Raw genomic sequence first — 26,897 nt, forward strand, 5'->3', positions numbered from 1 at the left:
GCCCCCGGCGCACCGGTCGTCACCGGTGTGTGCGCCGGGGGCTTCGGCATGCCGGGCCGCGTCCCGGTGGGCGGGGCCGTCAGCCCGCCGTCACCGGGTAGTGGTCCGACAGGTTGTCGTAGGTGTACTCCTTGCCCCAGCTGGAGACCGTCCAGGGCTCGGTCTGCTCCTTGACCACGTGGTTCGTCCAGCTGTCGGGGCGTACGTGTCCGCTGCGGTGCAGGACGTGGTCGAGGTCCTCGCTCGGGGCCTGCGGGTAGCGGTCGGCGGCGATGGAGTTCTCCCGCGTGTCGAAGGAGTGGGGGTGGCCCGTGCGTGCGTCGGCGGGTACGACTCCGGCGTCGGACAGCATCGAGGCGTACTCGTCGCCGTGCCGGTCGACGTTCAGGTCCCCGGCCACCATGACCTGTTCGTCGGCCGGGATGTGCTTGGCGTCCAGGAAGGCGTCGATCGCCTTGAACTGCTTCGCGCGGACGGCTCTGCCACCGCCGTTCCCGCCTTCGGCGCACGCGGAGTCGGTGGCCTGGGTGTGGGTTCCCACGATGTGCACCCGGGTGCCGTTCACGTCCAGCACCGCGTAGACGAAGCCCTTGTTGGAGAACTTGTCGGAGCCGCACGCGTCCGCGTACACGTACTGCTCCCGGTGCACGATGGGCCACTTGCTGAGCAGGGTGACTCCGCCGTCCTCGGGGGTGAGGCCCGAGTACGCGCCGCCCGTGGCGTCCCAGCCGCTCCTGCTGCGGCCCACCACCGGTGTCTGGTGCGGGTAGCTGTCGGCGGCGTGCTGCTTCAGCGCGTCGGCCGAGGAGTTGTCGAACGCTTCTTGGAGGACGACCACGTCCTTGCCCTGGAAGAAGTCCGCCTCGGGGATGGTCCGCGCGCGATGGTCCTGTCCCCAGTTGGGGTAGAGGTTCTTGCTGAACAGGAAGGTGTTGTAGGTGAGCACCTGGAGCCGGGGGGTGTCCCCGGGCTGCTGCTGAGCCGCTGCTGTCGCGGCTCCCGCCGGGGCGGCCCCGAGCAGAGCGGCGGTGGCGGCCAGAGCGGTTGCCGCCGCGGCGGCGCCGAGTACGGTGCGTCGGTCGGTGGTCACGCGGCCTCCTCCACCAGCACGGGCTTCTCGTGCGGGGTGAGGGTGCAGCGTGCGCCCGGTGTGAGGGCGTCGGCTTCCCAACTGGGCAGGTCGGCCTTGGCCTCGGCGCCCGAGTCGGTGGTCAGCAGGAGGCGGGTGGTGCTGCCGAGGAAGGTGGCGACCCGGACGGTCGCCGCCTCGCCGTCCGCGTCCGTACCGGTGCGCACTTTCAGTCCCTCGGGGCGCAGGAGTACCTCCACCGTTCGCCCGGTGCCGGGGCACTCCCCGTGCACCGGCAGCCGGCGTCCCAGCACCTCGACGGTGCCGCCGTCGCGTACGACGCCGGGGAGGCGGTTCATCGTGCCGACGAACTCGGCGACGAAGGGCGTCGTCGGCCGTTCGTACAGCTCGTTCGGCGCGGCGCACTGCTCCAGCCGGCCGTCCTTCATCACGGCGACGCGGTCGGCCATCGACAGTGCCTCCTCCTGGTCGTGGGTGACGAAGACGGTGGTGATGCCCAGCTCCAGCTGGAGGCGGCGGATCTCCTCGCGCAGTTGGAGCCGCACCTTGGCGTCGAGCGCGGACAGCGGCTCGTCCAGCAGCAGCATCCGGGGCCGGATGGCCAGCGCGCGGGCGAGGGCGACACGCTGCTGCTGACCGCCGGAGAGCTGGTGCGGATAGTGCTTCTCGCGCCCCGGCAGCCCCACCAGCTCCAGCAACTCCTCGGCGCGTGCGGCGCGCTCGGCCTTGGAGACTTTGCGTACGCGCAGCCCGTAGGCGACGTTCTCGGCGGCCGTCATGGTGGGGAAGAGGCTGTAGGACTGGAAGACCATGCCGATGTCGCGCCGGTTGGCGGGTACGGCGGTCACGTCCTCGTCGCCGATGAGCAGTTCGCCCGTGTCCGCGGTCTCGAAGCCGGCGATGATGCGCAGCGCCGTGGTCTTGCCGCAGCCGGACGGGCCGAGCAGGGCGACGAGTTCGCCGGGGGCGATGTCCAGGTCGAGTCCGTCGAGCGCGGTCGTGGCGCCGAAGGAGCGCCGCAGCCCGCGCAGCCGCAGGCCGACGCCGCCCGCGCCGGGCGAGGCCGGTGTCGCCTGCTGCACGGTGGTGGCGGTGGTGGTCATACGGTCGTTCTCCTCCGGTTGCCGGTCCGGTTCCGGTCGCGGTCGCGATTGCGGTTGCGGTTGCGCCCGCCGGCGAGGTTGGTGAGCAGGAGCAGCAGGCCCCAGGTGATGAGCAGGCTGAGCATGGCGGCGGCGACGGACAGCTGGGCCTCGTACTCGCCGACGTGCACCATCCACACGGAGAACGGTTCGAACCCGAGCACGTTCGCCACGGTGAACTCGCCCAGCACCATGGCCAGGCTGAGCACCGCGCCGCTGACGATGGCGGGCCGCAGGTTGGGCACCACGACGCGGCACAGTGTGCCCGGCCGCGAGGCGCCGAGGCTGCGTGAGGCTTCCACCAGCGTCTTCAGATCGACGGCGCGCAGTCCCCCGTCCAGCGAACGGTAGAGGAACGGCAGCGACATGACGGTGTAGACGAGGACGAGGACGAGCGGGAAGTTCTTGTCGTGCAGCGCCTGGAAGGTGCCCCACAGCGGGGTGGTCCGCAGGTCGTCCTCCCAGGAGAGCACCGTGCTGACCCCGGCCACGAGCGCGATCGGCGGCATGATGAGCGGCACCATGCACAGCACCTCGACCACCCGGCGCAGCTTGGGCAGCCGCAGCGTGACGACGACCATGGTGGGCACCATCAGCAGCAGGCCGAGTGCCACGGTCGCCAGGCCGAGCCGTACCGACAGGCCGAGGCTGGTGGCCATGCCGCCGTCGCGCAGGCCCTTGGCGTACGCGCCGAAGGTGAGCCCCTTGCCGGGGTCGTCGACGGTGAACCACAACGAGGCGGCGACGGGGACGAGGAAGTAGAGCGCGGCCAGCAGCAGGACGAGGACGCTGCCGTACGGGCGGCTGCGCAGCGGGCGCCCGGGCTGGCGGGGAGTCGCGGTGCGGGTGCGGGGAGTGGCGGTCATCCCAGCCATCGGTTGCTCCGTCGTTGCAGCGGGATCTGTACGGCCATCACGAGCAGCGCGATCACCACCATGTTGAGGCTCATGGCGAGCGCCAGGTTCTCCTGGCCGACCAGTACGTTGCCGGACAGGGCGTTGGCGATCTGGATGGTGATCAGTGGTACCGAACTGCCGGTCATCACGGCGGCGGTGGCGTGCGAGGCGAAGGCGGTGCCGAACATCAGCACGGCGCCGCCCAGCAGTGAGGGCATCAGCACCGGCAGCCCCACGTGCCGCCAGAACTGTGCCTTGGTCGCCCCGCAGGACGCGGCGGCCTCCCGCCACTGGGTACGCACACCGTCCAGCGCGGGCAGGATGGTGACGACCATCAGCGGCACCATGAAGTAGAGGTAGGCCAGCACCAGTCCGGTGAAGGTGTAGAGGCTGAACCCGGTGCTCTTGAGGTGCAGCAGCCGGGTGACGGTGCCGGTGGTGCCGAGGGTGGCGATGAAGGCGAAGGCCAGCGGGGCGCCGCTGAAGTTGGCGAAGACGCCGGAGGCCGAGATGACGGCCTTGCGCAGGGCGCTGTTGCCCGCGCCCAGCAGCGCCTGGCCGATGACGGTGCCCAGCACGGTGGCCAGCACCGCGCTGAGCAGCGAGAGTTTCACACTGCCCGCCAGCCCGGTGGCGTAGGCACCGGACAGCGAGTGCCGCACGTTGTCCAGGCTGTAGTGGCTGGTGCCGGTGGACGGGTCGACGACGGTGAACGCGTTGTAGGCCAGGGTGCAGGCGGGCAGCCCGAAGCAGACGGCCATGAAGGCGAAGAACGGTACGACGGCGGGCCAGCGCCACCGGCGCGCGCCGCCGCCGCGCGCGCGGCGCTTCGCCGGGGTCGTGGGCGAGGGGGCCGGCGGCTGCTCCGCGTCGGCGGCGCCGCTTCGGGCCGGGGCGGGGGTCGTCGCAGCCATCAGCTGACCGCCGCGCCCCAGCCCTGGCTGATGGCCTTCTGCGCCTTGGCCTCCTGTGCGGGGGTCGGGAACTTCGGCGCGCCGTCGACCTCGGGGAGCTTGGCGGCGGCCTTCTTGTCGACGGTGCCGTCCTTGGTCATCTTCTCCAGCAGCGCGGGCCGCGAGTAGCCCTTGAGCCAGATGTTCTGGCCCTCGGGGCTGTAGAGGAACTCCAACCACAGCCGTGCCGCGGCCGGGTGCGGGGCGTACTTGTTGACGCCCTGGTTGTAGTACTGCGAGTACTGGCCGTCCTCGGGGACGTTGACCTGCCAGTCGACGCCCTTGGACTTGAGCTCCTCGCCGTAGCCGAGGTTGAGGTAGTCCCAGTCGATGGAGATGGGCGTCTCGCCCTTTTGGATGGTGGCCTTGGTGGACTCGACGGGCACATAGTTGCCGGCCTTCTTCAGCTTCTTGAAGAAGTCGAGGCCGGGCTGGACGTCGTCGAAGCTGCCGCCGTTGGCGAGCGAGGCGGCGATGACGGAGGAGAAGGCCGAGGAGGACTCGTTCGGGTTGCCGTTGAGGGCGACCTTGTTCTTGTACTGCGGCTTCAGCAGGTCCTTGAAGCTGTTCGGGCACTCCTTGACGGCCTTGGCGTCGCAGCCGATGGAGATGTAGCCGCCGTAGTTGTTCATGAAGGAGCCGTCGGGCTGCTTCTGCGACTTCGGTATCGCCTCCCAGCCCTTGACCTTGTAGGGCGCCAGCAGCTTCTTGGCCTTGGCCTGCTGCATGAAGGCGGTGCCCAGGTCGAGGGCGTCGACGGCGCGGTCCTGGCCCTTGCGCTTGGCCGCGGCGTTCAGTGCGCCCTGGCTGCTGCCGCCGGGGTCCTCGTTGTGGACCTCGATGCCGTACTTCTTCTCGAAGGCCTTGATCATCTGGCCGTAGTTGGCCCAGGTGGGGGCGAGTGCGTAGACGTTCAGCTCGCCCTCCTTCTTCGCCGCCTCCACCAGCTTGTCCATACCGCCCAGGTCCGCGGCCGAGCGCGCCTTGGCGGCCTTGCTGTCGGAGCCCTGCGCCGGTGCGGAACCGCAGCCGGTGGCGACGGCGGAGAGGGTGACGGCCGCTGCTGCGGCGGCCAACAGGCGGCTCCGGCGGCGGCTCCTACGGCTGTGATGGTCTGCCTTCACGTGTCTACTCCTGGGGTTCGCGCCCGTCACCTGTATGGACAAGCTCGATTCATTGAGCCAGGGCAAGCTAACAGCACCCACCCCTCGACGCAAAGCCCGTGACGCTATCAAACCCCCAGCTCAAAGCGTTATTTGCGAACAGGTTTAGGCCTGCGAACAGCGGTTATACGCATCTGTCCCACCCATCGAATGTGCACAGCACTGCGCACAGATGGCATGATCGGGCGAGCCCGCGCAGCCGTAAGCGCAGCACTTCGAGGAGCCGCCCCATGCCCGAGCCCGCCCGCCACGAGCGGATCGCCGACGAGCTGCGCCGCGCCATCGCCGACGGGCGTTATCCGGTCGGAGCCACTCTCCCCTCCGAGGCCGAACTCGCCACCGCGCACGGCGCCTCCCGGGGCACCGTGCGGCAGGCCGTCGCCGCGCTGCTCGCCGAGGGTCTGATCGGCTCCCGCCAGGGCGCCCGCCGCGTCGTCCTGTCCACGACCCCCAGCCAGAGCTTCACCGAGCTGCGCAGCTTCGCCCAGTGGGCCCGCGCGGGCGGCCGGACGGCGGGCGGGCTTGTGGTCGCCGCAGGCTGGGAGACCGCCCGCGCCGAGGAGGCCGGACTGCTGCAGGTGCGGCACGGGTCGCCGGTGCTGCGGGTGCTGCGGGTGCGCACGCTGGACGAGGAGCCCGTGCTGCTGGAGCGCACCGTCTACGCGGAGTGGATCGGCACCGCCGTGGAGGCGCTGCCGGCCGACTGCGAGTCGGTCACCCAGCGGCTCTACGACGACACCGGGCTGGTCTTCGCACACGGCGAGCACCACATCGACGCGGTGGCGGCGGGCACCGCCGACGCCGAGCACCTGGGGGTGCGCCGGGGCAGCCCGCTGCTGCGCGTACGCCGGACGACCACCACGGCCGACGGCCGCCCGGTGGAGACCTCGGACGACCGCTACCGCCCCGGCTCCGTCGTCTTCACCGTCCGCAACTCCACCCAGACCAACCCGCTGGCACGCACCCGCGCGTGACCAGCCACCGTCCCGGCAGCATCCACCCACCGACGAAAGTGCGAGCCCGCATTGCCCACTCCCCCGCCCCGCCCCGCCGCCTCGACCGGCACCCGGCCGCAAGGCGCCCCCTCGATGCCCGCGGCCCTGCTCTGCGACATGGACGGCACCCTCGTGGACACCGAGCGTGACTGGCTGGCCTCCCTCGCCGACCTGCTGGCCGAGCACGGAGCACCCGCCGACGAGGCCGCCCTCGCGCCCTTCGCTGGGCTGCCGCTGGACGGCGCGGCCCAGCTGGTCGCGCGCCGCACCGGGCTGGCCGCCGAGACGGCCCGGGCGCGGCTGGACGCGTCCTTCACGGCACGGGTGCGAGCCGGGGTGACGGTGCAGCCCGGAGCGCTGGCGCTGCTCGACGACGCCCGGCTGCTGGGCGTCCCTGTGGCACTTGTCACGGCGTCCGAGCGGCCGATCGCCGATCTGGTGCTGGCCACCCTGGGGCCGCACCGCTTCACCTGCTCGGTCGCCCACGGTGAAACGCCGCTGGGCAAGCCGCATCCGGACCCGTACCTGGCCGCCGCCGACCGGCTGGGCGTCCCCGCGGCGGCGTGCCTGGCCCTGGAGGACACCCCCACCGGCGCCGCCTCGGCACGCGCCGCGGGCTGCCGGGTGATCGCCGTGCCCACCGTGGACGGCATCGAGGAGGCCCCTGGCACCCTCCTGCTGGCCTCGCTGCGCGAGGTCGACCTGAAGGCGCTGCCGCTCTCCTTCGGCGCCCTCGGCGCCGACAGCGCCTAGCTCGGCGACCGCCGGCAGCGCCCGGCTTCGACCACCGCGTACGCGCGAAAAGGGCGGCCCCCCGTGGGGGGCCGCCCTTTGCTTCAGAGCTTCAGGTTCCTGAGCTTCGGATGTCCTGGGCTGCAGGTGGCCTGGGCTTCAGGTCTCCTGGGCTTACTTGCCCTTCGCCGCTTCCTTGAGCTTGGAGCCCGCCGAAACCTTGACGCTGTACCCGGCCGGGATCTGGATCGGGTCGCCGGTCTGCGGGTTGCGCGCGCTGCGCGCCGCCCGGTGGGTGCGCTCGAAGGTGAGGAAGCCGGGGATGGTGACCTTCTCGTCGCCCTTGGCGACGACCTCGCCGACGGTCTCGGCGAACGCCGACAGGATCGCGTCGGCGTCCTTACGGGTCACCTCGGCACGCTCGGACAGAGCGGCCACCAGCTCACTGCGGTTCATAATTCGTACTCCCGTGTTCTTCTTGCCGATGAGGCGTGCCACGCGGCAGAGCCGCATATCAGACACAGCGAAGCCGATGCTGCCAGGGCCCTCCGACAGTCCCCGGACCCGGGTCCGCCTTCGGGCCCGCGCGCCCCGTGGGGATATCCCCTGGACAAGGTCCGGATCGGGGTCTCCCCCTCGGATCAAGTCCTTGGGGATGCATCCTGCCCCTACCTGCGGCGGTAAAGCCAATCCGGCGTCATCCGGCGTCCTCGCGCGGTGCTGCCCGCAACACTAGAGGGCCCGCCCGAGTGAACCCCCACCCGACTCGCCGGGGACACCGCTCCCGCGCCCCCTGCTGCGCTTGGGCGGGGCGTGGCCCCTCACGCTTGGGCGGCCGGGTCCTTGGTGGCGGCCTTGCCCTCGCCCTCGGCGAGGGCGGCGTTGCGGACGGCACCGGCGACGGCGCCGGAGACCTTCTCGTTGAAGACGCTGGGGATGATGTAGTTCGGGTTGAGCTCGTCCTCGCCGACCACATCGGCGAGCGCCCGCGCGGCGGCCAGCATCATCGCGTCGTCCACGGTGCGCGACTGCGCGTCCAGGAGGCCGCGGAAGACGCCGGGGAAGACGAGCACGTTGTTGATCTGGTTCGGGAAGTCGGAGCGCCCGGTGGCCACCACCGACGCCGACTCGCGGGCCGCGGCCGGATCGACCTCGGGGTCCGGATTGGCGAGCGCGAACACGATGGCGCCCTCCGCCATCTTGGCGATGTCGCTGCCGTCCAGGACGTTGGGCGCGGAGACGCCGATGAAGACATCGGCCCCGACCACGACCTCCTTGAGGGTGCCGGTGTGGCCCTCGGGGTTGGTGTTGTCGGCGACCCAGCGCATCGGCGAGCCCTCCTCGGCGTCCGCGAGGTCCTTGCGACCCGCGTGGACGACACCGTGGATGTCGGCGACGACGGCGTGCTTGACGCCGGCCTCCAGCAGCAGTTTCAGGATGGCCGTACCGGCGGCGCCGGCCCCCGACATCACGACGCGCACGTCCTCGATGCGCTTGTCCACGACGCGCAGCGCGTTGTAGAGCGCGGCGAGCACGACGATGGCGGTTCCGTGCTGGTCGTCGTGGAAGACGGGGATGTCGACGGCCTCCCGCAGCCGCGCCTCGATCTCGAAGCAGCGGGGCGCGGAGATGTCCTCCAGGTTGATACCGGCGAAGCCGGGCGCCAGCGCCTTGACGACCTCCACGATGGTGTCGGTGTCCTGGGTGTCCAGGCAGATCGGCCAGGCGTCGATCCCGGCGAAGCGCTTGAAGAGGGCCGCCTTGCCCTCCATGACGGGCAGCGCCGCCTGCGGGCCGATGTTGCCCAGGCCCAGCACGGCGGAGCCGTCGGTGACGACGGCGACGCTGTTCCGCTTGATCGTCAGACGGCGCGCGTCCTCGGGGTGTTCGGCGATCTGCGTGCACACGCGGGCCACGCCCGGGGTGTAGATCATCGACAGGTCGTCGCGATTGCGAATGGGGTGTTTGGCGGACATCTCGATCTTGCCGCCGAGGTGCATCAGGAAGGTCCGGTCCGAGACCTTGCCGATGGTGACGCCTTCGACGGTGCGCAGCTGGGCCACGATCTCGTCGGCGTGCGCCGTGGAGCTGGCCGCGATCGTCACGTCGATCCGCAGCCTCTCGTGGCCCGACGCCGTCACGTCGAGGCCCGTCACCGAGCCGCCAGACGACTCCACGACCGTGGTGAGCTGACTGACCGCCGTCCCGCCTGCGGGGACCTCCAGGCGGACCGTCATCGAGTAGGAGACGCTTGGCGCCATTGCCGACTTCCCTCTGCTTTCCCTTGTCACGTTGTGCACGTGCGCGCGCGTGGCCGCAGTTCTTACGGCCCACAACGCGCCACGTCAACAGATCGTCCCACCTACCCCCCGGTACGTGGTAACGCGCCCGCACTTTCGGAAAGCGTATTCCACTATCCGAGAGATTGTCACCCGTAAGAAAACGGCCTCAATTCCCCTGAAACAGCACGAAAGCGACTTAAGATCACCCCGCACACTGCCTCTGCATCACAGGAGACCCGCAACATGGCTCAGGGCACGGTCAAGTGGTTCAACGCCGAGAAGGGCTACGGCTTCATCGCACAGGAAGGCGGCGGGCCGGACGTCTTCGTGCACTACAGCTCGATCGACAGTGAGGGATACCGCAGCCTGGAAGACGCACAGCGCGTCGAATTCGAGATCACCCAGGGCCGCAAGGGCCCGCAGGCCGACGGCGTCCGCGTGGTCGGCTGACCCCGCCGACACCCCGGACCGCACAGTGAAAAGAGGGCTCCCATCGGCTTCAACGGGAGCCCTCTGATGACGTGTAAGCGACACCGACCCGCCAGCTCGCCTCGCGGCAAGTGGGCGCTCGAAGCGCCTATGGTTGGGCCCGGGGGCATGGATCGGGCCGGTGCCACACCCAGGCTAACAAACGCCCCGCGCCCCTGATTCCCCGTTGCCGGACCCCGTTGCCGGACCGCTTCCCGGGCCTCTTCGCCCCGTCGGTCCCCGCGGTCCCGCCCCTCGGTCCCGCTCGGTCGCGGTCAGTCCCGCAGCAGGTCGGGGACGCCCTCGGCGTCGGGGAGGTCGGCGGGAGCGCTCAGCACCTGCAGTCGCTGCGTCGCCCGCGTCAAGGCGACGTACAGCACCCGCAGCCCGGCCGGCGACTCGTCCGCGATCTCCGCGGGCGAGACGACGAGCGCGGCGTCGTACTCCAGACCCTTGGCCTCCAGGCTGCCGAGCGCCACGACCCGCTCCCCCAGTCCCGCGAGCCACTCGCGCACCTCCTCCCGCCGCCGCATGGCCACCACCACGCCCACCGTCCCCTCGACCTCCGCCAGGAGCCGGGCGGCGCTCTCCCGCACCGAGGCGCCCAGGTCGTCGCCCGCCACGGTGAATCCGGGCTCGACGCCGGTGGAGCGAACCGCGCGGGGCGGCGCGACGCCGGGCATGGCCAGCGCGAGCACCCGGTCGGCGAGAACGGCCAACTCGGCCGGGTTGCGGTAGTTGACCGTCAACTCGAAGCGGCGCCGGGGCCGCTTCCCGAGCGCCTCGTCCCGTGCCGCCGCGGCCTCGTCGGGGTCGGTCCAGGAGGACTGCGCGGGGTCGCCGACGACGGTCCAGGTGGCGTGCCGCCCGCGTCGGCCGACCATCCGCCACTGCATGGGCGTCAGATCCTGCGCCTCGTCGACGATGACGTGCGCGTACTCCGTACGTTCCTGCGGGTGCCGCTCGGCCACCCGCTCCCGCCGTCCCGCGCCGTCCCGGTCCGCGGCGGTGGTCAGCTCCTCCAACCCGGTGAGCTGGTCCAACGGGTCCACTTCCCGCTTCTTCGGGCGCGCGGGCGCACCCAGCAGGGTGCGCAGCTCGTCCAGGAGCGCGATGTCGTGCACCGACAGCGGCCCCTCGCCCTGCGGGGTGAGGCGCGCGGCGAGGGCGCGCGCCAGCGTGCGGGCCTCACCGGGCCGCAGCACGCGCCGCGACCAGCGCGCCAGCCGCCCCTCGTCCGCCATGGCGCCCAGCACCTGGCGCGGGGTGAGCTCCGGCCACCACGCGTCGAGAAAGGTGCGGAAGTCGTCCTCGCCCGCGATGTCCTCGTCGAACCCCTGCCGGGCCTCGGCTGCCAGCTCCTCGTCGTCGTACCGGCGACGCGCCCCGGCCTTCTCCCACAGCGCGTCCAGCAGCAGCTTCCGGGCCCGGGGACGCATCAGGTTGACCGGCGCCGTACCGCCGAGAACCTGCTGCCGCACGGCTGTCAGCTCGTCCGCGTCCAGCTCCACACGGGCCCCGAAGGCGACCACGCGCAACCGCTGCGGCACCGGGGTACGCAACCCCAGCTCCAGCGCCCCACGGGCCGCCTTGCGCAGCACCTTCACCATCCGCACCGAGCCCTTGACGCGGGCGACACTCTGCTCGTCGTACGTCGTCGCCTCCGCGCCCGTGGTCTCCTCGGCCAGCGAGCCGAGCGCCCGGATGGCCACCTGCCCTTCCTCCCCCAGCGAGGGCAGCACACCTTCGGTGTAGGAGACCAGCAGCGGGGTCGGCGAGACGATCAGGATTCCGCCCGCGTAGCGCCGCCGGTCCTGGTAGAGCAGATACGCGGCACGGTGCAGGGCCACCGCGGTCTTCCCCGTCCCCGGGCCGCCCTCCACCTCGGTGACGGAGGCGGCGGGGGCGCGGATCACCTCGTCCTGCTCGGCCTGGATGGAGGCGACGATGTCCCGCATCGTATGGCTGCGGGCCTGCCCGAGCGCCGCCATCAACGCCCCGTCCCCGACCACGGCCAGCTCCTCCCCCGCCAGCCGGGCCTTCAGCTCGGGACGCAGCAGATCGTCCTCGACGCTCAGCACCCGCCGCCCCTTGCTGCGGATGACCCGACGCCGCACGACCCGTCCGGGGGCCACCGGAGTGGAACGGTAGAAGGGCGCCGCAGCCGGGGCACGCCAGTCGATGACCAGCGGCGCGTAGTCGGCGTCCAGCACGCCGAGCCGCCCGATGTGCAGCGTCTCGGCGATATCGGCCAGCTGCTCGCCGCCCTCCTCCCGGACGGCCCCCTCCGCCGGCTCCACCGAGGTGTAGGCCCCGTCCGGCCCGCGCTCGCCCGTCTTGCCCTCCAGCAGATCGATCCGGCCGAAGAGGAAGTCCTCGAACTCGCTGTTGAGCCGATTGAGATGAATCCCGGCCCGGAAAACCTGCGCATCGCGCTCGGCGAGCGCGCCAGGTGTGCCCACCTGGGCGCGCTTGGAGGCGTCGTCCATGAGGAACTCCGCCTCATGGATCTTCTCCTCCAGCCTCCGGTACACCCGGTCGAGATGCTGTTGCTCCGCGTCGACCTCGCGGTCACGGATGGTTTCTGGCTCCGCTCTGTGCTGCGCGTTCAACGCGGCGGCCCCCTTCTGCGTTCCTTAGGGCAGCCGTCAACCGTACGCGATTCCGCATCGCGGAGACGTGCGGACGGGGGGCACTGCGCTGGTGCGGCGCCCTGGTGACCCCTCGCGGAGGACCGCCGACGAGGCAATGGGTGCTACTGCCTCACGCGAGGGCTCCACCCCCAAGAACGGCTGGGCTCCTCATCCAGCCCTCAGGGGAGAGTCGGCTTCTCGCACCCGTGCAGCGCGGCCATGTCCGACCCGAACGCCTTCAGGAGGTCCCGTTCGAACGCGGGGCTCACCTCGAGGCGGTCCTCGTCGCCGATACGCATGCTGGCGGCGGTGAACAACGCCGACGGTTGCCCCTCAGGGCACTTGGCACTGGCCCAGGCCCAACCGGAGCTCTGTTCGGACCTGCCCGCCTTCCCGTTCACCTCGCCCAGAACGCCGCTTGAAGACCGATAGCCCTGGGCGAGCGGGCCGCTCAAGGTCGACAACCGGTAGACCTTTTTCCCCTCGTCGTTGACAAGAAGACAGTCCTGAGTCGGAGCCTCCTCGACCGCTTCGGTACCAATAGCCCGCGTGATGCCCCACTTCTTGGCGGCCGGAGCAAGCTGCCGCATGCTGCGGCATGTCCCGGTCGCCTCGGACAGTGGCTGGGGCGCATCCTTCGTCATATCAGCAGGAGCGTGGCGAATCGGCCGGCCCAGGTCAGCGCCACATTCCCACTTCTCGTTCGCTTCCTTGCTCACGGCTGCGGCAGCCCGCGCCAGTCCGAGCCGCTCCTCGTCACTGGAAAAACTCGTATCGATGCTGGAGAGCTGCAACTTTGTATCCACAAGCAGGTAGTCAGGCCGCCCGGGCCCGCACTTGAGTACTATCGTTGCGTCAGCAGTTATACGACCCTGCATCGTCAACGTACCCGGCCAGCCCGCACCCAACGGGGCTGAGGCGGCTGTACCGAACAGATCATCGTGGAGGGTCTGCTGCACGATTTTCGAGGAGGAATCAGCGGTCCCAATGGAAAATGTGGCGTAACGAGTCTTCCCCTTCTCTCTCGCTTCGCAATTTGCCAAATAGCCGCCCGAATCTACCGACACTCCTCCATCATTACTGAGACTCTCGACCTCATCATCACCGAGAATCTCTCGCGCACTCCCCTCTTTGACTACCCCGTCACAAAGCACAGGAAAACCTGGCTTGTTCATACTCTTCCATATCGCAACAGAAGCAACGAGAAGGCAGCAAAGGGCACAAACCGAAATAGTCAACACGGTTTTGCACTTCAACACTCAGCCCTCACCTCGCCCTAGAAGTTTCATGACTTCATGGTGCGCCTTATCACGGGCATCCAGCGCGGAATCCGCCTTCAAGACGGTTATCGCCGAGTCAGTCTCGTCCAATCCGGCATGGTTAGCCCATTTGTCCACCAGACGCCGTATTTGGGAGTCAGATGAGAGCCATTGCTCTATCAGCTTCTGATCAGTAGCCGTGGCCACATCAGATTTATCCTGATTATATTTGTCCCAGGTCATCGTATCGACCAAGCGCTGCATGGGGTCACCCAACCCGCCGCCGAGCGGAGTTACGGCACCACCGACTATGTGATAGGCAATCTTCGCCTTCCAATCGAGCTTACTCATTTCGTCTTCGCCCTGATCGAGTTCGAAGTCACTCCGGATCGCTTCCATGGCTCCCAGTCCAGCACCGGCCCGCTTCATTGCCTCCTTCACCTCACTACTTTCCGGGCCCAGCCCCTCGGGCAGATTGGATAGATCCTGCAACCCCTGCCCTCGCTCTGCCTCGTACAGCGTCGCGAACGCCTCAGGTGATTCGGATACCCCTCTCATAACCTGGACGAGTTTGTCGGCACGGATAGATATCCGAGCGTCACTCTCACTTCCGTGAACTCCGAGATCATCACGTGTGCGGTCTGCCACATGTAGAGATGAGTGAGTATCCGGTGCATAATCGGCCAAAGCATTTGCAACCGGCCGGCGAAGAGCATCGTGGACAGGCTCACCGTTCGGTCCGGGGGCAAGTTGCTTGATCACCTCTTCCATGACCCTGGCCTCTGCCCTCGTATGCGTGGCATGAAGCCGAGCAGGCTCCTTCGCGTCCCCCCTGGGCTGCTCCCCCGTTGATGCTGCTTCCAGTGCGCGCCCGAAGCCCTCACGAGAACGGTCGGTCTCGTTGTCCGGGTCGCTCCCGTCCGGGCTTACCGGACCCCCGTCGACGGTCTTCCAGTCCCGGTCGTTCAGCAAGTACGCAAGATTGTCATTCTTTCCCTTCTCGCCCGGCTCACCAGGGTCAAGGTACTCCGTCGCCACATCGGGTTGCCTTGACATGACGTCAAGAATTCCGTCATAGGGATCATTGGCAAAGTGCGCGTACTTCTTGCCGTCGAAATTCCCTTGCAGATCCCAGACGTCCGGGTCACCGTTCTGGTCCTCGTCCTCAGCAACGCGGATAGAATCAGCCGTATCGGTCAGGAACTGTTTGCCATAGTCATCGTCGCCGCGTTGCATCAGGGAGACAAGGCTTTGGTAGCCACGGACCGGCCCAGGGCCCGGGGCATCCCCAGGGTCCTGGGCCACCAGCTTCATGTCATATTTTTTCAGGCCGACATCTCGCATTTTGGCCTGGAACTCTTTGTAGAAAGCCGTATTCGGCTCTTTGGTAGCGGACGCGAGGTTCACGGCAAGACCTTTGTCCAGTGACAGAAAGGTCTTCTTCCGGTCCGTGTCATCTGCGTAGGCCAGGTCGTCGAGTCGATTGTGGGTCTTGATGAGGCCGTCCGGGCCTCCGATGGAGTTGATCAATGTACGGCTGAAAACAGGGTCGTCATCGAGCCCCCGGGCCAGGATGCCGGCCTCACGCAGTTCTTCGGGCGACGGGTTTTTACCGTCCCTGATGTCCTTGTAGGTCTCAGCGGCTCGCTTCGCACTTTTCTTCACCGCTTCGTCACCGATGGCCCCGTTGAACCCGTTGGGCAAGCCCCTCTCTGGCTCCTTCGGGTCGGCTATGAAGATTTCCTTCAAGGCTGCGTCTGCCTCTTGCGTTTCCCTGACTGCCTTCTTTATCGCCTCATTCCAGTTTTCCTCTGCCATCGCCCGGGCCTGCTTGTCCTCGCGGTACTCATCAGCGACCTTCTTACCCTTCTTCGCCTCGACCTTCTCGAGGTTCATCGTGCAGCGGCCCCTGGAGTCGACGTCCAAGCCCTCGTCCTGAGCATCGTCGCGAACGGCTTCCACGGCCTTCTTGTGGGCGGTCAGAGTGGCGTGCGCCAGCCTCAGCAGAGCAGCCACTCCGTGTGCCTCGCCCTTGGCCTGGTCGTACTCCTCGGCTGTCTTCCGCCCCCACTGTCCGAACTTGTGCGCCGCCTTGCCCTGCCAGCTATCGGCATCCACAGCTGCCCGAACGTGATCCCTGTAGTGGCCGCCCAGAGTTCCGAACCTTTTGCCCATCGTCTCCCAGGACTTGGCGGCCGTCTCCAGATCGCCGAGATCCGCGTTGATGATGTCCTCGTAGGAAATCGCCATGCCGCTGTCGCCCCCTCAAAACTTGTCAAGTCCGCTCTTGGGTCGAAGTCCGGGCGCCGTCGAGTCGATACCCGGGGCCGCCGAGTTGATGCGGTTGTTGGTATCGATATCGGTATTGTTGAGCACCTTGTTGACGTCCAGCAACGCCTCACGCTCGTGCGACAAGACCCGAGTGAGGTGTTTGTGATGTCGACGCCAAACCGACAAACGGTGGCGGATACCGGTCCACACCTCCCAGCCCTGCAACTTCCCGCGCCCTGTCGGACTTTTAGGGTTTCCTGTGAGGGCCTCGGTGTCTCCGTCGGCTTTCGAGCCCGCCTTGTGTGTCTCCGGGCCCAAGGTCTCCGCGATGTAGCGTGCCGCAGCCCTCTTCTGCGACTCCGAGTTGACCAAGTCGGAGTTCTGCGGCAGATGTCCGCCCGGTTTTGTTCCCGGGGTGGGATTCTTGTCCGGTGTTGCGTCGCCCCCCATGGCTCCGCTCTCCCCCTCCTCCTGAAATGCGGACGGCCTGTTGCCTTTCCGGGCACAACCGGCTCGACGCCCCTCTTGGTCCGCCCCCGCAGTGGGGCCGGCCTGTTGTGCGACCGTCCGAAAGCGTTCCCCAAAGCTAACAGGCACTATTACCGAACGCTACTGCGGAGAGCGGAGAGTGAGGGATGTCCCGACCAGGCATCCCGCAGGCAAGGAGCGCAGCGCCCTTTGCGGGCTTGGCCGTTGGGGTTCGGTGGAGCGCAGCGCAGTACTGTCCGCCGGCGTATCGATCTGCAGCCGATGTAATCCGAGCCCGGTGTGATCGACCGGCATGTGTGGGCGGCCTTCGGCTCGGTCGGAGTTCTCCCTGCCGTCGGAAGGTCGATCTCGCGCCGGTCCCTGATCCCCAGGCCATCCTCCGGAGGGTTCCCAGCCCGGCACGGTCGCCAGGAAGGTGGCGAGGTGGTCGGCGCCCGCTGCTGCTCGGCCAGAACCTCCAGGCTCCACAGGTCCTCGAAGGTGGGCTCGTGGTTCCGAGTCCGGTGATCGCCACCGCGCGGACGAGCCGGGCTCTGTTGTTCCCGCATGCCGTGGTCGAGGTAGCCCCCGTGGAGCAGAACCAGGATGGAACAGCTCGCGCCCACCGAAGGACTCTCCGTCGGGGTACGTACGTGCCGTCCTGGACCTGTTGTGAGAGAAGGGCCCCCTGACGGTGCCGCAGCTGGGCCGTGCCCAGGCGTTGGGGCGGCAGTTCGTCCAGCGGATGGTCTGCTCGACGGGCCGGTCGGCGTGGACGTCGACCAGGGCCTGTCCGGCTGATCCTGCCGGACAGGCCCCGCACCCGTGGGACTCAGCGTTTGAGCGTGAAGGTGAAGTCGCCGGACAGCTTTCCGCTCAGCCGGACCCCCGATACGAGATTTCCCTCGGCGATCAGTCTCTCGACCTCGGCTCGCGACAAGCCGAAACCTTCAGCGATCAGTCGCACCGGTCGGACAGGTATCCGCGCCGCGAAACGGACCGCGACATCGATCGCCTCGTCCTCCAGCCGAGCCGATCCACCGGTGTCGAGACGCCAGGCGTTGTCCCAGTCGAGGGCGACGCGGTTGCGGCGCCGCACGACCGGGTCCTGGAGCAGTTCGGCTGCCAGATCGGGGTCGTTGTGGTGCAGCCGGTCCAGCAGCTCGGACCGTATGGAGCGCACGTTCACTCGTTCCAGGACGGTGAGCTTGGTGGTCCCCCCGCACACGGTGCACAGCGCGAGGAGCCAGACATCGAGGAGCTTGTGGTGTGCGTTGACGCGGAATTTGCCGGTCGCCCGGAAGCGCGCGGAGGCGCATACGTGGCAGCGGCGGAGAATGACAGGCAGGCAGGTGGGCACGACCACCCAGTTTTCGGGCACAGAAGTACACCGGTTCCAGTGAGAAGTCCGCAGCAAGAAGCAGCGCGGCGCACATGCGCGACGCGCGACCAATCAGCACTCGGGAGATCTCACTGGATGTACAACGGCACGTCCTCGGCCAGGCGACAGGGGCGGGAGCACGCTAGCGGCACACCCGAGCGCGGCTCCACCGGTTTTCGGGCGAGGCGGGCCGCGATGGCTCGCCATGGGGTCGAGGGAGCCTGCCTGGGCCGAGCGGAGCGGCACCCGCGCCCGCGTGCCGGTCATGTGGGGACGAGACGGGAAGGGAAGGGGGACGGCGCCACGTCGGCCGCGTCTCGACGAGCAGCACCGGGGACCGGGGGACCCGGGACTTGCCCTTTACGCTGCGTCAACTTCTAGCCTCGCGGCCATGTCGATCACCGTTCTTGACACCTGCTCCGCCATGAAGCGGATCCTGACGGCCCCCGCCACAGACCGCGTCGACCTGCTGCGTTCGATGCTCGAACCCATCCAGGGCATGTACCGCTACTACCCCGGCGAGGTCGACCTGGTGGGCATACATCGCCAAACCTCCGGGTTCCCCATAGACCGCGACGAGGAGCGCTGCCTCGACGCGATCGAAACCCTGGCTGCGGCCGGGGCCCGGGAGCGGATGCAACGCGCACTCGACGACGCCCTCGCCGTACTGCTGGAGGCGACGCCGGGGCTGGAGGCTCCGGACATCACCGTGGCGCTCGTGCTCGGCGATCCGAGTGACGAGCACTTCATGGGTCCCTGCAAAGGGTTGACCGGGTTCGGCGGCATCTCCGGCTACATCGCCATCACGTTCTGGCCCTTCCCCGAGAACGTGGAGCGGCTGGAGGCCACCGCCGTCCACGAACTCCACCACAACCTGCGGTTCGGCCCGGGCGGCGTTGTGTGGGATCCGGCAACTGTCACGGTCGGGGAGCACGTCGTCTCCGAGGGACTGGCCGACGCCTTCGCCCGACAGCTCTACGGCGACGAACTCGGCCCCGCCCGTATCGGCGTGCCGCACCTGCACGACGACGAGGTCTTCAGCAAGGTACTCACCGGGCTCGACGTGACAGGTATGGAGAACTTCTCCGCCTGGGTGCACGGCGACCCCGGCGCCGAGCGCTTCGGCCTCACCCCGGTGGGACTGCCGATGGGCGCCGGGTACGCCGCGGGCAACAGACTGGTCGACACCTACCTGGCGGCAACCGGGCAGACGGCGGCGCAGGCCCTGCACGCGGACAGCTCCGAGATCATCGCCGCCACCCTCAGTCGCGGGTGACACCGGAACGAGGAAGTGGGGGACGGGACCGGTCTCCCGAACCGGCCGCCGCCGCAGTGCCACCGCGGCGGCGGCTGTCGGCTCGGGGCTGACGCCCGCCGACACGGTGTTTCTTGCGGCGCCCATTCAATGACGCCGGGGTCGCGCACGGCACCCCGCGAATTCCGCCCACACCACCTTTCCCGGGCTCCGCTCCCCCACTCCCCACTTGTCCGCCAGCATTTCGAGCAGCAGCAGTCCGCGACCGGATTCCGCCTCGTCGTCGACGCACGACAAGCGCGGCGTTCCCTCCCCGCTGTCGCGCACCTCAATTCGCAACAGCCCGTCATGCTCCAGCCAAAGCATCACCCGAAATCCCCGCCCCGGCGGCACCCCGTGCAGCAGCGCGTTCGTCGCCATCTCGCTGACGCACAGCAGTACGTCGTCGCTGCGCTCGCTGACACCCCAACCACTGAGCGCTGCCCTCACGAAGGCCCGCGCACGGGGAACCGAGCGCCGCTCCCGCCGATAGAAGTGCTCCCGGAAATGAGGGAGATGAGTTTCGCGGTTCATATGAGAACAGTCGCGTCTCTTGTTTACGCTCAACACCGGTTCCACTCGTACAGATCCGTTGTACGGGTTCAGTACCGGTCAACCCCGGGCCGGTTGGGGGAGAGACACGGTCATGCCACAACCCAAAAAGCGTACGAAGAACGCCTCCGCCATGAAGATGGTGGGCCAACTCCTCGCCAACTATCGCCGCGCAGCGGGCTACACGCAACGGTCCCTTGCCCGGCTGGTATGCGCGGAAGAGGAAACCGTCGCCTCCATCGAGCAGGGCCGCCGCGCCCTGAAGAGCGACCTCGCCGAACAGTTGGACGAGCTCCTCGACACGAAGGGCGCCCTGGCGGTCGCCGTCAAGCACATGCCGGAGATGGACAAGTATCCGCTGTGGGCGGAGGAGTTCATCGACCGGGAGCAGGAGGCCTTGGCCATCGACTGGTTCGAGAACCAGGTACTGCCCGGCCTGTTGCAGACCGAGGAGTATGCCCGCGCGGTCTTCCGGAGCAAGGAGCCGCCGCTGGACGCCGACGAGATCGAGGTCCAGGTCGCCGGGCGCATCGACCGTCAGGCCGTTCTCCAACGGAAGGTTCCGCCCTCCGCGAGCTTCGTCATCTCCGAGGCCGTACTGTTGGATCGCATCGGCGGCGACCTCGTGCGGCGGGAGCAGCTACGCCGCCTCCGGCAGGATGCCGACCTGCCGGGGCTGTCGATCCAAGTCATGCCGCTCGGACGCGAAACCCATGCGGCGCTCGACGGCCCATTCGTCCTGCTGGGAACGCCGGACCACGAGCACCTCGGCTACATGGAGACGCAGCGCGGAAGCATCCTCGTCTCAGACGCAAATGAGGTCGGCATCCTTACGCGAAAATATGCGATGCTGCGAACCCAGGCTCTCAACATCGAAGAGTCCAGAAGCCTGTTGGACCGGTTGGTAGGAGAGGCATGAGCGAAGCACAGTCCACACCCGGCACCGACACCCTGGCGTGGTTCAAGTCGAGCTACAGCGGCAGCGAAGGCGGCGCCTGCCTCGAAGTCGCCTACGACTGGCACAAGTCCAGCTACAGCGGAACCGAAGGTGGCAACTGCCTGGAGGTCGCCACCTGCCCCGACGCCCAGGTCCACATCCGCGACTCCAAGAACCCCACCGGCCCCACCCTCACCCTCACCCCGGCCGCCTGGGCGCAGTTCACGGCGTACGCCGCACACCGGCGCTGACGGGGACGCGCCCCGAAGGGGGCGCGGGGAACGGCGCGCCCAGCCACAAACAGACCCGCAGCGGGCAGACGCCCCGCAGGGGCAGGCAGCAGCCCTACGAGCGGAAGCCGATGACGCCGAAGCCCTCCCGGGCTTCGGCGTACCGCATCCAGTCGAGGCACTGCATCACGGCGTCGACGACGTCCGGTTCGAGCGGCGGGGCGTGCCCCGCCGCCTTCGTGGCCTCGAACTGCTCCAGCGCCTTGGCTATCTGCTGCGGCGTCCAGGTGCCGCAGCCGGGCATGTGGGTCCAGGGAAGCGGCTCGGGGAAGTCGGAGAAGCTGAACTCCTCCACGGACACGGCGGTGATGCGCAGGGCTTCCAGGCCCTCGTCCACGACGGAGAGCCAGTCGCCGCGGTGCGGGGTGAAGCAGTCGTTGGGCAGGAACGAACCGGTGAGGTCACACAGCCGCCGGTAGGCGTAGCCGTACTGGAAGGCGTGATCCTCCTTGTCGCTGAACGGGCCACCGTTGACGACGGCGGTGAGCGCCTCGTAGGCGCTGGGCGCGCCGCGTTCGATCTCGAAGCTGAAGGAGTCGTCGTCGCGTTCGAGGTCCTCGGCGAAGTTGGTGCGTATGACTTCCAGGAGTTGCTCGTCGCGGGAGCCCACGAGGGCGCGGGTGGCAGCGACGTCGAGCAGGTACACACTCAGGGCTGAACTCATGGCGCGACCCTAATTCCGGGCACCGACAACGAAGCGGGACGCCCTCGCGTCCGCGTCCGGCGATAACCCGGTGCGGCCGATGCCGGACCCGGGCCATCCTCGTCGTACATGAACGAGTCGTACATGAACGAGAAGCGGAACGTCCGCGTATCCAAGTTTCTGGCGCGCCATCTTCGCCATGACCCCGCGCGCATCGGGCTCAGTCTCGACGCGCAGGGCTGGGCCGTTGTCGATGAGTTGCTGGATGCCGCCGCGGCGCACGGTTTCCCCGTCACGCGGGCGGAGCTCGAAGAGGTGGTGGCGACCAACGACAAGCAGCGCTACGCCCTTTCCGAGGACGGCAGCCGCATTCGGGCCAACCAAGGGCACTCCGTCGCTGTCGAGTTGGAACTCCCCGAGCTGGCGCCGCCGCATGTGCTCTTTCACGGCACGGTGCCCCGTTTTCTCGCCGCCATCCGCGCGGAAGGGCTGCGCCCCATGTCGCGGCATGCCGTGCACCTGTCGGCGGATCGCGAGACGGCGACCCGGGTGGGGGCCCGCCGGGGCCGTGCGGTGGTGCTGACGGTCGCCGCGGGGTACATGCACGAGCAGGGCCACATCTTCCGGCGGAGCGAGAACGGCGTGTGGCTGACCGCTGCGGTGCCCCCTCGCTGTCTCGGCTTCCCTCGCTGAGACCTCCGCCAGTACGTCCGCCGAGACGTCCACCGATACGTCCGCCGAGACATCGTTGAGGGCGGGTTTCCGCCAGCCCTCGCGCGGGGGCCTTGCTGGACTCGTGGGCATGGAAACAGTGCTCACGAAGGAACAGCCGGCGAAGGGGTCGCCGCTCACATCGTGGCCGGCCGTGATCTCGGTGATGGCGGGGCTGTTCTCCCTCGTCACGACGGAGATCCTGCCCATCGGGCTGCTCACCTCGATCGGGGCCGACTTCACCGTCTCGGACGGTATGGCCGGGCTGATGATGACGATGCCGGGCTTCTTGGCGGCGGTCTCCGCACCGCTGGTGACGGTGGCGACAGCACGCGTGGACCGGCGGCGGATGCTGTGCGCGTTCATGCTGCTGCTGGCGCTGGCCAACTTCGTCGCCGCGACGGCCGACGACTACGGGTGGATTCTCGCCTCGCGCGCCGCGGTGGGGGTCACGATCGGTGGGTTCTGGTCGATCGGCGCGGGCCTGGCGCCGCGACTGGTCGCGGCGCCCTCGGTGGGGCGGGCGACGGCGGTGATCTTCGCGGCGGTGCCGCTGGGCTCGGTGCTCGGGGTGCCGCTGGGCACGTTCGTGGGGGATGTGGCGGGGTGGCGTACGGCGTTCGCGGCGATGGGGGCGCTGTCGCTGGCGGTCTTCGCCGCGCTGTTGTCGGTGGTACCGCCGCTGCCGCCCGAACAGGTCACCCGGCTGCGTACGCTCGGCCGGCAACTCGGCCGGGGCGGTACGCGGTTCGCGCTGCTGGTCACCTTTCTGATCGTGCTGGCGCACTTCGGCGCCTACACGTACGTCACGCCGTTCCTGGAACAGGTCGCCCGGGCGGGCCCCGGAGTGATCACCGCGGCGCTGCTGGCCTTCGGAGCCGCCGGGATGCTCGGCAACTTCGTGGGCGGTCCGGCTGCCGCCCGTCGGCCGTACGCGGCGTTCGGTGCGGCAGCGGGGACGCTCGCCGTCGCGACGCTGCTGCTGCCGGTGCTGGGCCGGTGGGAGGCGGGGGCTTTCGCGCTGCTGGTGGTCTGGGGCGTGGGGTACGGGGCCGTGCCGGTCTGCTCCCGGACGCTGTTCGCCATGGCAGCTCCCGGGGAGGCGGAGGCGTCCTCGACGCTGTTCACCGCGTCGTTCCAGGCCACCATCTCGACGGGGGCGCTGGCCGGCGGCGCGCTGCTGGACCGTTCGTCGCCGTCGGTGGTACTGACGGTGGGCGGTGCGGTGGCACTGCTGGTGGTGCCTGCCGTCCTGTGGCGGGTGGCGGCGAGGACTGCGGCGGTCTGAAAGGGCTGCCGGGGCCCGCGTTCGGGCCTGTTCCGCCGGGCGGGCCAGGTTCGCTGGAGGCGCCGTGCGAGGGGGGCGATCACCGGTTGCCCACCTGCCTCACGGGCCCGCCGGGAAGGTGGTTCTCCATCGGCTACCTGGCCCACGGCGCGATTCCGGGGGCCGCACCCGGGATACCCGTAGGCGCATGTCCGGTATCGAACTGAGCACCTCGGCCTTCAACGACCACGCTTTGATCCCCCGCCGCTACACGCGCGACGGCGAGGACGTCTCCCCGCCCCTGGAGTGGTCCGGGGTGCCCGACGGCACCGCCGAACTGCTGCTGCTGTGCGAGGACCCGGACGCACCGTCGGGCACCTTCGTGCACTGGCTGGTGACCGGCATCGACCCGGCCGCGCGGTCGGTGGACACCGGGGAGACCCCGCAGGGCGGTACCCCGCTCACGAACGGCTTCGGAGGAACCGGCTGGGGCGGCCCCCAACCGCCGGCGGGGGACGAGGCGCACCGGTACTTCTTCCGGCTGTACGCCCTGCCGGAGGCGGTGCGCATCCCCGACAACGCCTCCGCCCAGGAGGTGCACCGCGCGGTGGACGGGCCCGCGCTGGCCAGCGGCAACATCGTCGGGCTCTACCAGCGCTGAGGCTCCGGCGGTTCCGGCGAGGGGGCCGCTGCCGGTCGGGGGCCGCTGCCGGTCGGTTGCCGGGTGCGGGTCGGTCACGGCTGGTGGGGGCACTCCCCCAGCCTCCGGCCGGGGGCACCCTCACCCGGGCGGAGTCCGGGGGAGGGGCGCGGCGCCCGTAAGCGTGTCCCAGGCCGCCATGGCGGCCTCCACGACACACAGCAGCTCGTCGCGGGAGGCGCCGTCCTTGGCCTGGACGGAGAGGCCGAACAGGACGGTCGCGTAGAACGAGGCCAGCGTGCGGGTGTCGGTGCCGTCCGGTACGTCGCCCTCCACGACGCCGCGGTCCATGCGCTCGCGGAGACTGCTCTCCATCGCCCGGCGGTCCTCGGCCAGCAGTGCGCTGACGCCGGCGTTCTCGGGGGTGCAGTTGGTGGCGGCGAGGACGATCATGCAGCCGGGTGGCCTGCCGGGTTCGGTGTAGCCGACGGCGTTGCGGCGCAGCGCCTGGTGGATGCCCTCGCGGGCCGTGCGCGCCTCGGACAGCGCGCGGGGGGTGACGGTGCCGTCGGTGCGCCCGTACAGCTCCACCGCCTCGCGGAAGAGGGCCTCCTTGGAGCCGAAGGCGGCGTAGAGGCTCGGCGGTCTGATGCCCATGGCCTCGGTGAGCTCGGCCATCGTGGTCGCCTCGTATCCGCGCTCCCAGAAGACGTGCATCGCGCGTTCGAGCGCGGCGTCCCGGTCGAAGGCGCGTGGCCGTCCGCGTGTGGCCATCACCGGCCCCCTTCCTGCCGTTGCTCGGCGTCGGCTGCCGCCCGGCCCCTGGCGGCAGTTTATTTAACGCTCGCTACCGAAAGCCCTTGACGCCCGAGGATACTCGCTGCCTTAATTATAAAGCGCTCGCTACAGAAAGAGCGGGCGCAGCTTGCGGCTCCATACGCGACACGAAACGAGGACAGCCATGACGTCGACGTCGACACTCCCCCTCAGCGGCAGGGCAGCGCTGGTCACCGGGGGCAGCAGGGGCATAGGCGCGGCCGTCGCCAGGCGGCTCGCGGCGGACGGCGCGGATGTCGCACTGACCTATGTCAGCGCGGAGGGCCGGGCCAAGGAGGTCGCCGAAGACGTGCGCGCCACCGGCCGCCGGGCACTGGCCGTCCAGGCGGACAGCGCCTCGGCCACCGACCCGGTGGAGGCCGTGCACCGTACGGCACGAGAGTTCGGACGCCTCGACATCCTGGTCAACAACGCGGGCGTCTTCCCCAACGGCCCGCTGGAGGACGTCACCCCCGAGGAGATCGACCGCACCCTCGCGATCCACGTACGGGCCGCGCTGCTCGGCGCCCAGGCCGCGGCAGGACACATGACGGACGGCGGACGCATCGTCACGATCGGCAGCAACCTGGCCGAGCGCGTCCCCGGCCCCGGCATCACGCTCTACGCCGCCTCCAAGTCGGCGCTCAGCGGCCTCACTCGGGGGCTGGCCCGCGACCTGGGCGCCCGCGGCATCACCGCCAACCTCGTCCAGCCCGGCTCGACGGACACGGAGATGAACCCCGCAGACAGCGACAAGGCCGACGCGCAGCGGGCCCTGACCGCCCTCGGCCGCTACGGCAGCCCTGAGGGCATCGCCGCCATGGTGGCCCACCTGGTGGGCCCCGACGGCGCGGGCACCACGGGCGCCACCTTCACCGTGGACGCCGGCGCCAACGCCTGACCGCTCCGGAGCGGGGTCCCGGGCGCTGGTCAGGGACCGTGCAGGGCCTCGTCCGGGGCCGGGAGCCAGGAGCCGGGCGGGCGAAGGCGCCAGCCCTCGTCCCCGTCCGGCTTCCGCGCGGCCTCCCGCAGCGCCGTCAGGCCCGAGTGCCGCAGTCCCCGGCGCCACACCACCGAGACCGGTGACAGCGGCACCGGCTCGGTCAGGGGCCGCAGCACCATGCCCTCGATGCCGATGAAGACGGTGGTGGCCAACACCGACCACCCCCTCCCCCGCACCACCCGGGCGAACTCCCGCTCCCCCTCGATCTTCGGGAAGGGCGCGGCCAGTTGTATCCCACGCCCCGCGAACAGGGCCTGGGCGTAGGAGGTCCACTCGGCGGTGTCCGGGTTGCCGGCACCGGCGTACAGCGTCTCCCCCTCCAGCGCCGCCAGTGGCACTTCGCTCAGCCCCGCCAGCCGGTGCTCTTGCGGCAGCAGCACGGCGACGCGCTCGTACCGCACCAGGTCGTGCTCCAGCCCGGCCAGCGTCTCGCGCGGCAGTCCGGCCACCCGCCCGAAGGCGACATCGATACGGCCGGCGAGGATATCGGCGGCAGCCGCTGTCAGACCGCTGTAGTAGCGGGCGACGAACTCCACACCCGGCGCGGCCTCCCGCGCCGCCTCCAGCACCCGCTGCCCGGTGGAGACGGGTGCCGCCACATCGACGGCCAGCGGTCGCGCCTCACCCGCCTCGCCCCGCCCGAAGGCGGCGGCCAACCCGTCGTGCGCCGCCAACACCCGTAGCGCGTACGGCAGCAGCCGCTCGCCCTCCGGGGTGAGCGCCACCCGCCGGGTGCTGCGGACGAACAGCACGGCACCCAACTCCCGCTCCAGCGAGCGGATGTCGCGGCTGAGCGCCTGCTGCGCCACGTACAGCCGGACGGCGGCGCGGGTGAAGTGCAACTCCTCCGCCACCGCCACGAACGCCCGCAGCAGGCGCGGGGAGAGATCACTGGGCACCCGAAGACGTTAGGCGGGCGCCCCGCGGTCCACAACAGGGAATTCACAACACAGCTGTGTGAAAGGGCCACCAACAGGTGTTGGACCCCGACTCCCACCTGCGACAACGCTG

Annotated in this window: 26 protein-coding genes and 1 pseudogene; 11 read left to right on the forward strand and 16 right to left on the reverse strand. The window is 69.3% G+C overall.

Translation table 11 applies throughout. The features are described from left to right. Positions 1–79 precede the first annotated feature (79 nt). Genes sph through JW613_RS27850 form a run of 5 tightly spaced genes read right to left on the reverse strand, consistent with a single transcriptional unit; the run spans position 80 to position 5,205 of the window. The gene (sph, locus tag JW613_RS27830; protein WP_209213639.1) at positions 80–1,090 is read right to left on the reverse strand and encodes a sphingomyelin phosphodiesterase; all 1,011 of its coding nucleotides are present in this window, start codon (positions 1,088–1,090) and stop codon (positions 80–82) included. Beyond that, a complete protein-coding gene (locus JW613_RS27835) occupies positions 1,087–2,193 on the reverse strand; it encodes an ABC transporter ATP-binding protein (RefSeq protein ID WP_245226402.1) in 1,107 nt (368 codons plus the stop codon). Before JW613_RS27835 ends, sph begins: the two co-directional genes overlap by 4 nt. Continuing rightward, on the reverse strand, positions 2,190–3,107 hold the full coding sequence (locus tag JW613_RS27840) for an ABC transporter permease (protein ID WP_372448008.1): 918 nt from the start codon (positions 3,105–3,107) through the stop codon (positions 2,190–2,192). The genes JW613_RS27835 and JW613_RS27840 overlap by 4 nt, the downstream gene beginning before the upstream one ends. Beyond that, complete coding sequence (locus JW613_RS27845) at positions 3,095–4,042, reverse strand: ABC transporter permease (RefSeq protein WP_209213640.1); 948 nt, start codon at positions 4,040–4,042, stop codon at positions 3,095–3,097. The genes JW613_RS27840 and JW613_RS27845 overlap by 13 nt, the downstream gene beginning before the upstream one ends. Next, the gene (locus JW613_RS27850; protein ID WP_372448009.1) at positions 4,042–5,205 is read right to left on the reverse strand and encodes an ABC transporter substrate-binding protein; all 1,164 of its coding nucleotides are present in this window, start codon (positions 5,203–5,205) and stop codon (positions 4,042–4,044) included. The genes JW613_RS27845 and JW613_RS27850 overlap by 1 nt, the downstream gene beginning before the upstream one ends. Positions 5,206–5,474: 269 nt before the next feature. Between JW613_RS27850 and JW613_RS27855 the strand changes: the two genes are divergently transcribed. Further along, positions 5,475–6,218, forward strand: coding sequence for a GntR family transcriptional regulator (locus JW613_RS27855; RefSeq protein WP_209213641.1), 744 nt, complete (start codon positions 5,475–5,477; stop codon positions 6,216–6,218). A 114-nt stretch (positions 6,219–6,332) separates the two neighbouring features. Continuing rightward, positions 6,333–6,992, forward strand: coding sequence for an HAD family hydrolase (locus tag JW613_RS27860; protein ID WP_245226403.1), 660 nt, complete (start codon positions 6,333–6,335; stop codon positions 6,990–6,992). A 153-nt stretch (positions 6,993–7,145) separates the two neighbouring features. Here the strand turns inward: JW613_RS27860 and JW613_RS27865 are convergent, their stop codons facing one another. Beyond that, a complete protein-coding gene (locus tag JW613_RS27865) occupies positions 7,146–7,427 on the reverse strand; it encodes an HU family DNA-binding protein (protein WP_099881396.1) in 282 nt (93 codons plus the stop codon). A 365-nt stretch (positions 7,428–7,792) separates the two neighbouring features. Beyond that, positions 7,793–9,232, reverse strand: a complete 1,440-nt coding sequence (locus tag JW613_RS27870; protein ID WP_209213642.1) for an NAD-dependent malic enzyme — start codon at positions 9,230–9,232, stop codon at positions 7,793–7,795. A 264-nt stretch (positions 9,233–9,496) separates the two neighbouring features. Between JW613_RS27870 and JW613_RS27875 the strand changes: the two genes are divergently transcribed. Next, positions 9,497–9,703, forward strand: coding sequence for a cold-shock protein (locus JW613_RS27875; protein ID WP_019354305.1), 207 nt, complete (start codon positions 9,497–9,499; stop codon positions 9,701–9,703). 293 nt (positions 9,704–9,996) lie between these two features. On the opposite strand, the gene JW613_RS27880 is transcribed toward JW613_RS27875, so the two are convergent. The 4 genes from JW613_RS27880 to JW613_RS27895 form a co-directional block, all read right to left on the reverse strand. Further along, positions 9,997–12,333, reverse strand: a complete 2,337-nt coding sequence (locus JW613_RS27880) for a HelD family protein (protein WP_209213643.1) — start codon at positions 12,331–12,333, stop codon at positions 9,997–9,999. 200 nt (positions 12,334–12,533) lie between these two features. Further along, positions 12,534–13,529 carry a hypothetical protein gene (locus JW613_RS27885; protein WP_209213644.1) on the reverse strand — a complete coding sequence of 332 codons (996 nt, stop codon included), beginning with the start codon at positions 13,527–13,529 and terminating at the stop codon, positions 12,534–12,536. 84 nt (positions 13,530–13,613) lie between these two features. Continuing rightward, positions 13,614–15,863: a DUF6571 family protein gene (locus JW613_RS27890; RefSeq protein WP_209213645.1), complete on the reverse strand. Its 2,250-nt coding sequence runs from the start codon at positions 15,861–15,863 to the stop codon at positions 13,614–13,616. A 15-nt stretch (positions 15,864–15,878) separates the two neighbouring features. Beyond that, positions 15,879–16,334, reverse strand: coding sequence for a hypothetical protein (locus JW613_RS27895; RefSeq protein WP_209213646.1), 456 nt, complete (start codon positions 16,332–16,334; stop codon positions 15,879–15,881). Between the two features lie 624 nt (positions 16,335–16,958). On the opposite strand from JW613_RS27895, the pseudogene JW613_RS36025 reads away from it, so the two are divergent. Continuing rightward, positions 16,959–17,103 (forward strand): annotated as a pseudogene (locus tag JW613_RS36025) (MarR family winged helix-turn-helix transcriptional regulator); the annotation flags it as partial. Positions 17,104–17,184: 81 nt separating this feature from the next. On the opposite strand, the gene JW613_RS27900 reads toward JW613_RS36025, so the two are convergent. Beyond that, entirely contained in the window at positions 17,185–17,733 is a 549-nt protein-coding gene (locus JW613_RS27900; protein ID WP_209213647.1) for a DUF1062 domain-containing protein, read from the reverse strand. Between the two features lie 391 nt (positions 17,734–18,124). Here JW613_RS27900 and JW613_RS27905 point away from each other — a divergent pair, with 391 nt between their 5' ends. Next, positions 18,125–19,009, forward strand: a complete 885-nt coding sequence (locus tag JW613_RS27905; protein WP_209213648.1) for a DUF2268 domain-containing putative Zn-dependent protease — start codon at positions 18,125–18,127, stop codon at positions 19,007–19,009. Positions 19,010–19,135: 126 nt separating this feature from the next. Here JW613_RS27905 and JW613_RS27910 read toward each other — a convergent pair whose 3' ends face one another. Beyond that, on the reverse strand, positions 19,136–19,561 hold the full coding sequence (locus tag JW613_RS27910) for an ATP-binding protein (protein WP_209213649.1): 426 nt from the start codon (positions 19,559–19,561) through the stop codon (positions 19,136–19,138). A gap of 112 nt (positions 19,562–19,673) precedes the next feature. On the opposite strand from JW613_RS27910, the gene JW613_RS27915 reads away from it, so the two are divergent. Both JW613_RS27915 and JW613_RS27920 read left to right on the forward strand, forming a co-directional pair. Beyond that, positions 19,674–20,498, forward strand: coding sequence for a helix-turn-helix domain-containing protein (locus JW613_RS27915; protein WP_209213650.1), 825 nt, complete (start codon positions 19,674–19,676; stop codon positions 20,496–20,498). Then, a complete protein-coding gene (locus tag JW613_RS27920) occupies positions 20,495–20,767 on the forward strand; it encodes a DUF397 domain-containing protein (protein WP_209213651.1) in 273 nt (90 codons plus the stop codon). Before JW613_RS27915 ends, JW613_RS27920 begins: the two co-directional genes overlap by 4 nt. A gap of 94 nt (positions 20,768–20,861) precedes the next feature. Here JW613_RS27920 and JW613_RS27925 read toward each other — a convergent pair whose 3' ends face one another. Next, positions 20,862–21,470 (reverse strand): DUF7691 family protein, encoded by a 609-nt coding sequence (locus JW613_RS27925; protein WP_209213652.1) that lies wholly within the window; start codon positions 21,468–21,470, stop codon positions 20,862–20,864. A gap of 123 nt (positions 21,471–21,593) precedes the next feature. Here JW613_RS27925 and JW613_RS27930 point away from each other — a divergent pair, with 123 nt between their 5' ends. The 3 genes from JW613_RS27930 (at position 21,594) to JW613_RS27940 (ending at position 24,088) form a co-directional block, all read left to right on the forward strand. Continuing rightward, positions 21,594–22,142 (forward strand): RNA 2'-phosphotransferase, encoded by a 549-nt coding sequence (locus tag JW613_RS27930; protein WP_209213653.1) that lies wholly within the window; start codon positions 21,594–21,596, stop codon positions 22,140–22,142. Between the two features lie 172 nt (positions 22,143–22,314). Further along, a complete protein-coding gene (locus tag JW613_RS27935) occupies positions 22,315–23,448 on the forward strand; it encodes an MFS transporter (RefSeq protein WP_307866067.1) in 1,134 nt (377 codons plus the stop codon). Positions 23,449–23,635: 187 nt separating this feature from the next. Beyond that, positions 23,636–24,088: a YbhB/YbcL family Raf kinase inhibitor-like protein gene (locus JW613_RS27940; protein WP_209213655.1), complete on the forward strand. Its 453-nt coding sequence runs from the start codon at positions 23,636–23,638 to the stop codon at positions 24,086–24,088. 120 nt (positions 24,089–24,208) lie between these two features. Here JW613_RS27940 and JW613_RS27945 read toward each other — a convergent pair whose 3' ends face one another. Next, positions 24,209–24,841, reverse strand: a complete 633-nt coding sequence (locus JW613_RS27945) for a TetR/AcrR family transcriptional regulator (protein ID WP_209213656.1) — start codon at positions 24,839–24,841, stop codon at positions 24,209–24,211. Positions 24,842–25,028: 187 nt separating this feature from the next. Here JW613_RS27945 and JW613_RS27950 point away from each other — a divergent pair, with 187 nt between their 5' ends. After that, a complete protein-coding gene (locus JW613_RS27950) occupies positions 25,029–25,784 on the forward strand; it encodes an SDR family NAD(P)-dependent oxidoreductase (protein WP_209213657.1) in 756 nt (251 codons plus the stop codon). Positions 25,785–25,813: 29 nt separating this feature from the next. Here JW613_RS27950 and JW613_RS27955 read toward each other — a convergent pair whose 3' ends face one another. After that, positions 25,814–26,785, reverse strand: coding sequence for a LysR family transcriptional regulator (locus tag JW613_RS27955; protein WP_209213658.1), 972 nt, complete (start codon positions 26,783–26,785; stop codon positions 25,814–25,816). Positions 26,786–26,897: the final 112 nt, after the last annotated feature.

It is taken from the genome of Streptomyces smyrnaeus (genome assembly GCF_017676345.1).
Taxonomy (GTDB): domain Bacteria; phylum Actinomycetota; class Actinomycetes; order Streptomycetales; family Streptomycetaceae; genus Streptomyces; species Streptomyces smyrnaeus.

Bases quoted from the DNA above. Each gene is read 5' to 3' on its own strand.
- JW613_RS27855 (WP_209213641.1), top strand. From the start codon at position 5,475: ATGCCCGAGCCCGCCCGCCACGAGCGGATCGCCGACGAGCTGCGCCGC.
- JW613_RS27895 (WP_209213646.1), bottom strand. From the start codon at position 16,334: ATGGGGGGCGACGCAACACCGGACAAGAATCCCACCCCGGGAACAAAA.
- JW613_RS27860 (WP_245226403.1), top strand. From the start codon at position 6,333: ATGCCCGCGGCCCTGCTCTGCGACATGGACGGCACCCTCGTGGACACC.
- JW613_RS27945 (WP_209213656.1), bottom strand. From the start codon at position 24,841: ATGGCCACACGCGGACGGCCACGCGCCTTCGACCGGGACGCCGCGCTC.
- JW613_RS27875 (WP_019354305.1), top strand. From the start codon at position 9,497: ATGGCTCAGGGCACGGTCAAGTGGTTCAACGCCGAGAAGGGCTACGGC.
- JW613_RS27840 (WP_372448008.1), bottom strand. From the start codon at position 3,107: ATGGCTGGGATGACCGCCACTCCCCGCACCCGCACCGCGACTCCCCGC.
- JW613_RS27835 (WP_245226402.1), bottom strand. From the start codon at position 2,193: ATGACCACCACCGCCACCACCGTGCAGCAGGCGACACCGGCCTCGCCC.
- JW613_RS27885 (WP_209213644.1), bottom strand. From the start codon at position 13,529: ATGAACAAGCCAGGTTTTCCTGTGCTTTGTGACGGGGTAGTCAAAGAG.
- JW613_RS27915 (WP_209213650.1), top strand. From the start codon at position 19,674: ATGCCACAACCCAAAAAGCGTACGAAGAACGCCTCCGCCATGAAGATG.
- JW613_RS27870 (WP_209213642.1), bottom strand. From the start codon at position 9,232: ATGGCGCCAAGCGTCTCCTACTCGATGACGGTCCGCCTGGAGGTCCCC.
- JW613_RS27890 (WP_209213645.1), bottom strand. From the start codon at position 15,863: ATGGCGATTTCCTACGAGGACATCATCAACGCGGATCTCGGCGATCTG.
- JW613_RS27910 (WP_209213649.1), bottom strand. From the start codon at position 19,561: ATGAACCGCGAAACTCATCTCCCTCATTTCCGGGAGCACTTCTATCGG.
- JW613_RS27940 (WP_209213655.1), top strand. From the start codon at position 23,636: ATGTCCGGTATCGAACTGAGCACCTCGGCCTTCAACGACCACGCTTTG.
- JW613_RS27920 (WP_209213651.1), top strand. From the start codon at position 20,495: ATGAGCGAAGCACAGTCCACACCCGGCACCGACACCCTGGCGTGGTTC.
- JW613_RS27950 (WP_209213657.1), top strand. From the start codon at position 25,029: ATGACGTCGACGTCGACACTCCCCCTCAGCGGCAGGGCAGCGCTGGTC.
- JW613_RS27930 (WP_209213653.1), top strand. From the start codon at position 21,594: ATGAACGAGAAGCGGAACGTCCGCGTATCCAAGTTTCTGGCGCGCCAT.
- JW613_RS27865 (WP_099881396.1), bottom strand. From the start codon at position 7,427: ATGAACCGCAGTGAGCTGGTGGCCGCTCTGTCCGAGCGTGCCGAGGTG.
- JW613_RS27905 (WP_209213648.1), top strand. From the start codon at position 18,125: ATGTCGATCACCGTTCTTGACACCTGCTCCGCCATGAAGCGGATCCTG.
- JW613_RS27925 (WP_209213652.1), bottom strand. From the start codon at position 21,470: ATGAGTTCAGCCCTGAGTGTGTACCTGCTCGACGTCGCTGCCACCCGC.
- JW613_RS27845 (WP_209213640.1), bottom strand. From the start codon at position 4,042: ATGGCTGCGACGACCCCCGCCCCGGCCCGAAGCGGCGCCGCCGACGCG.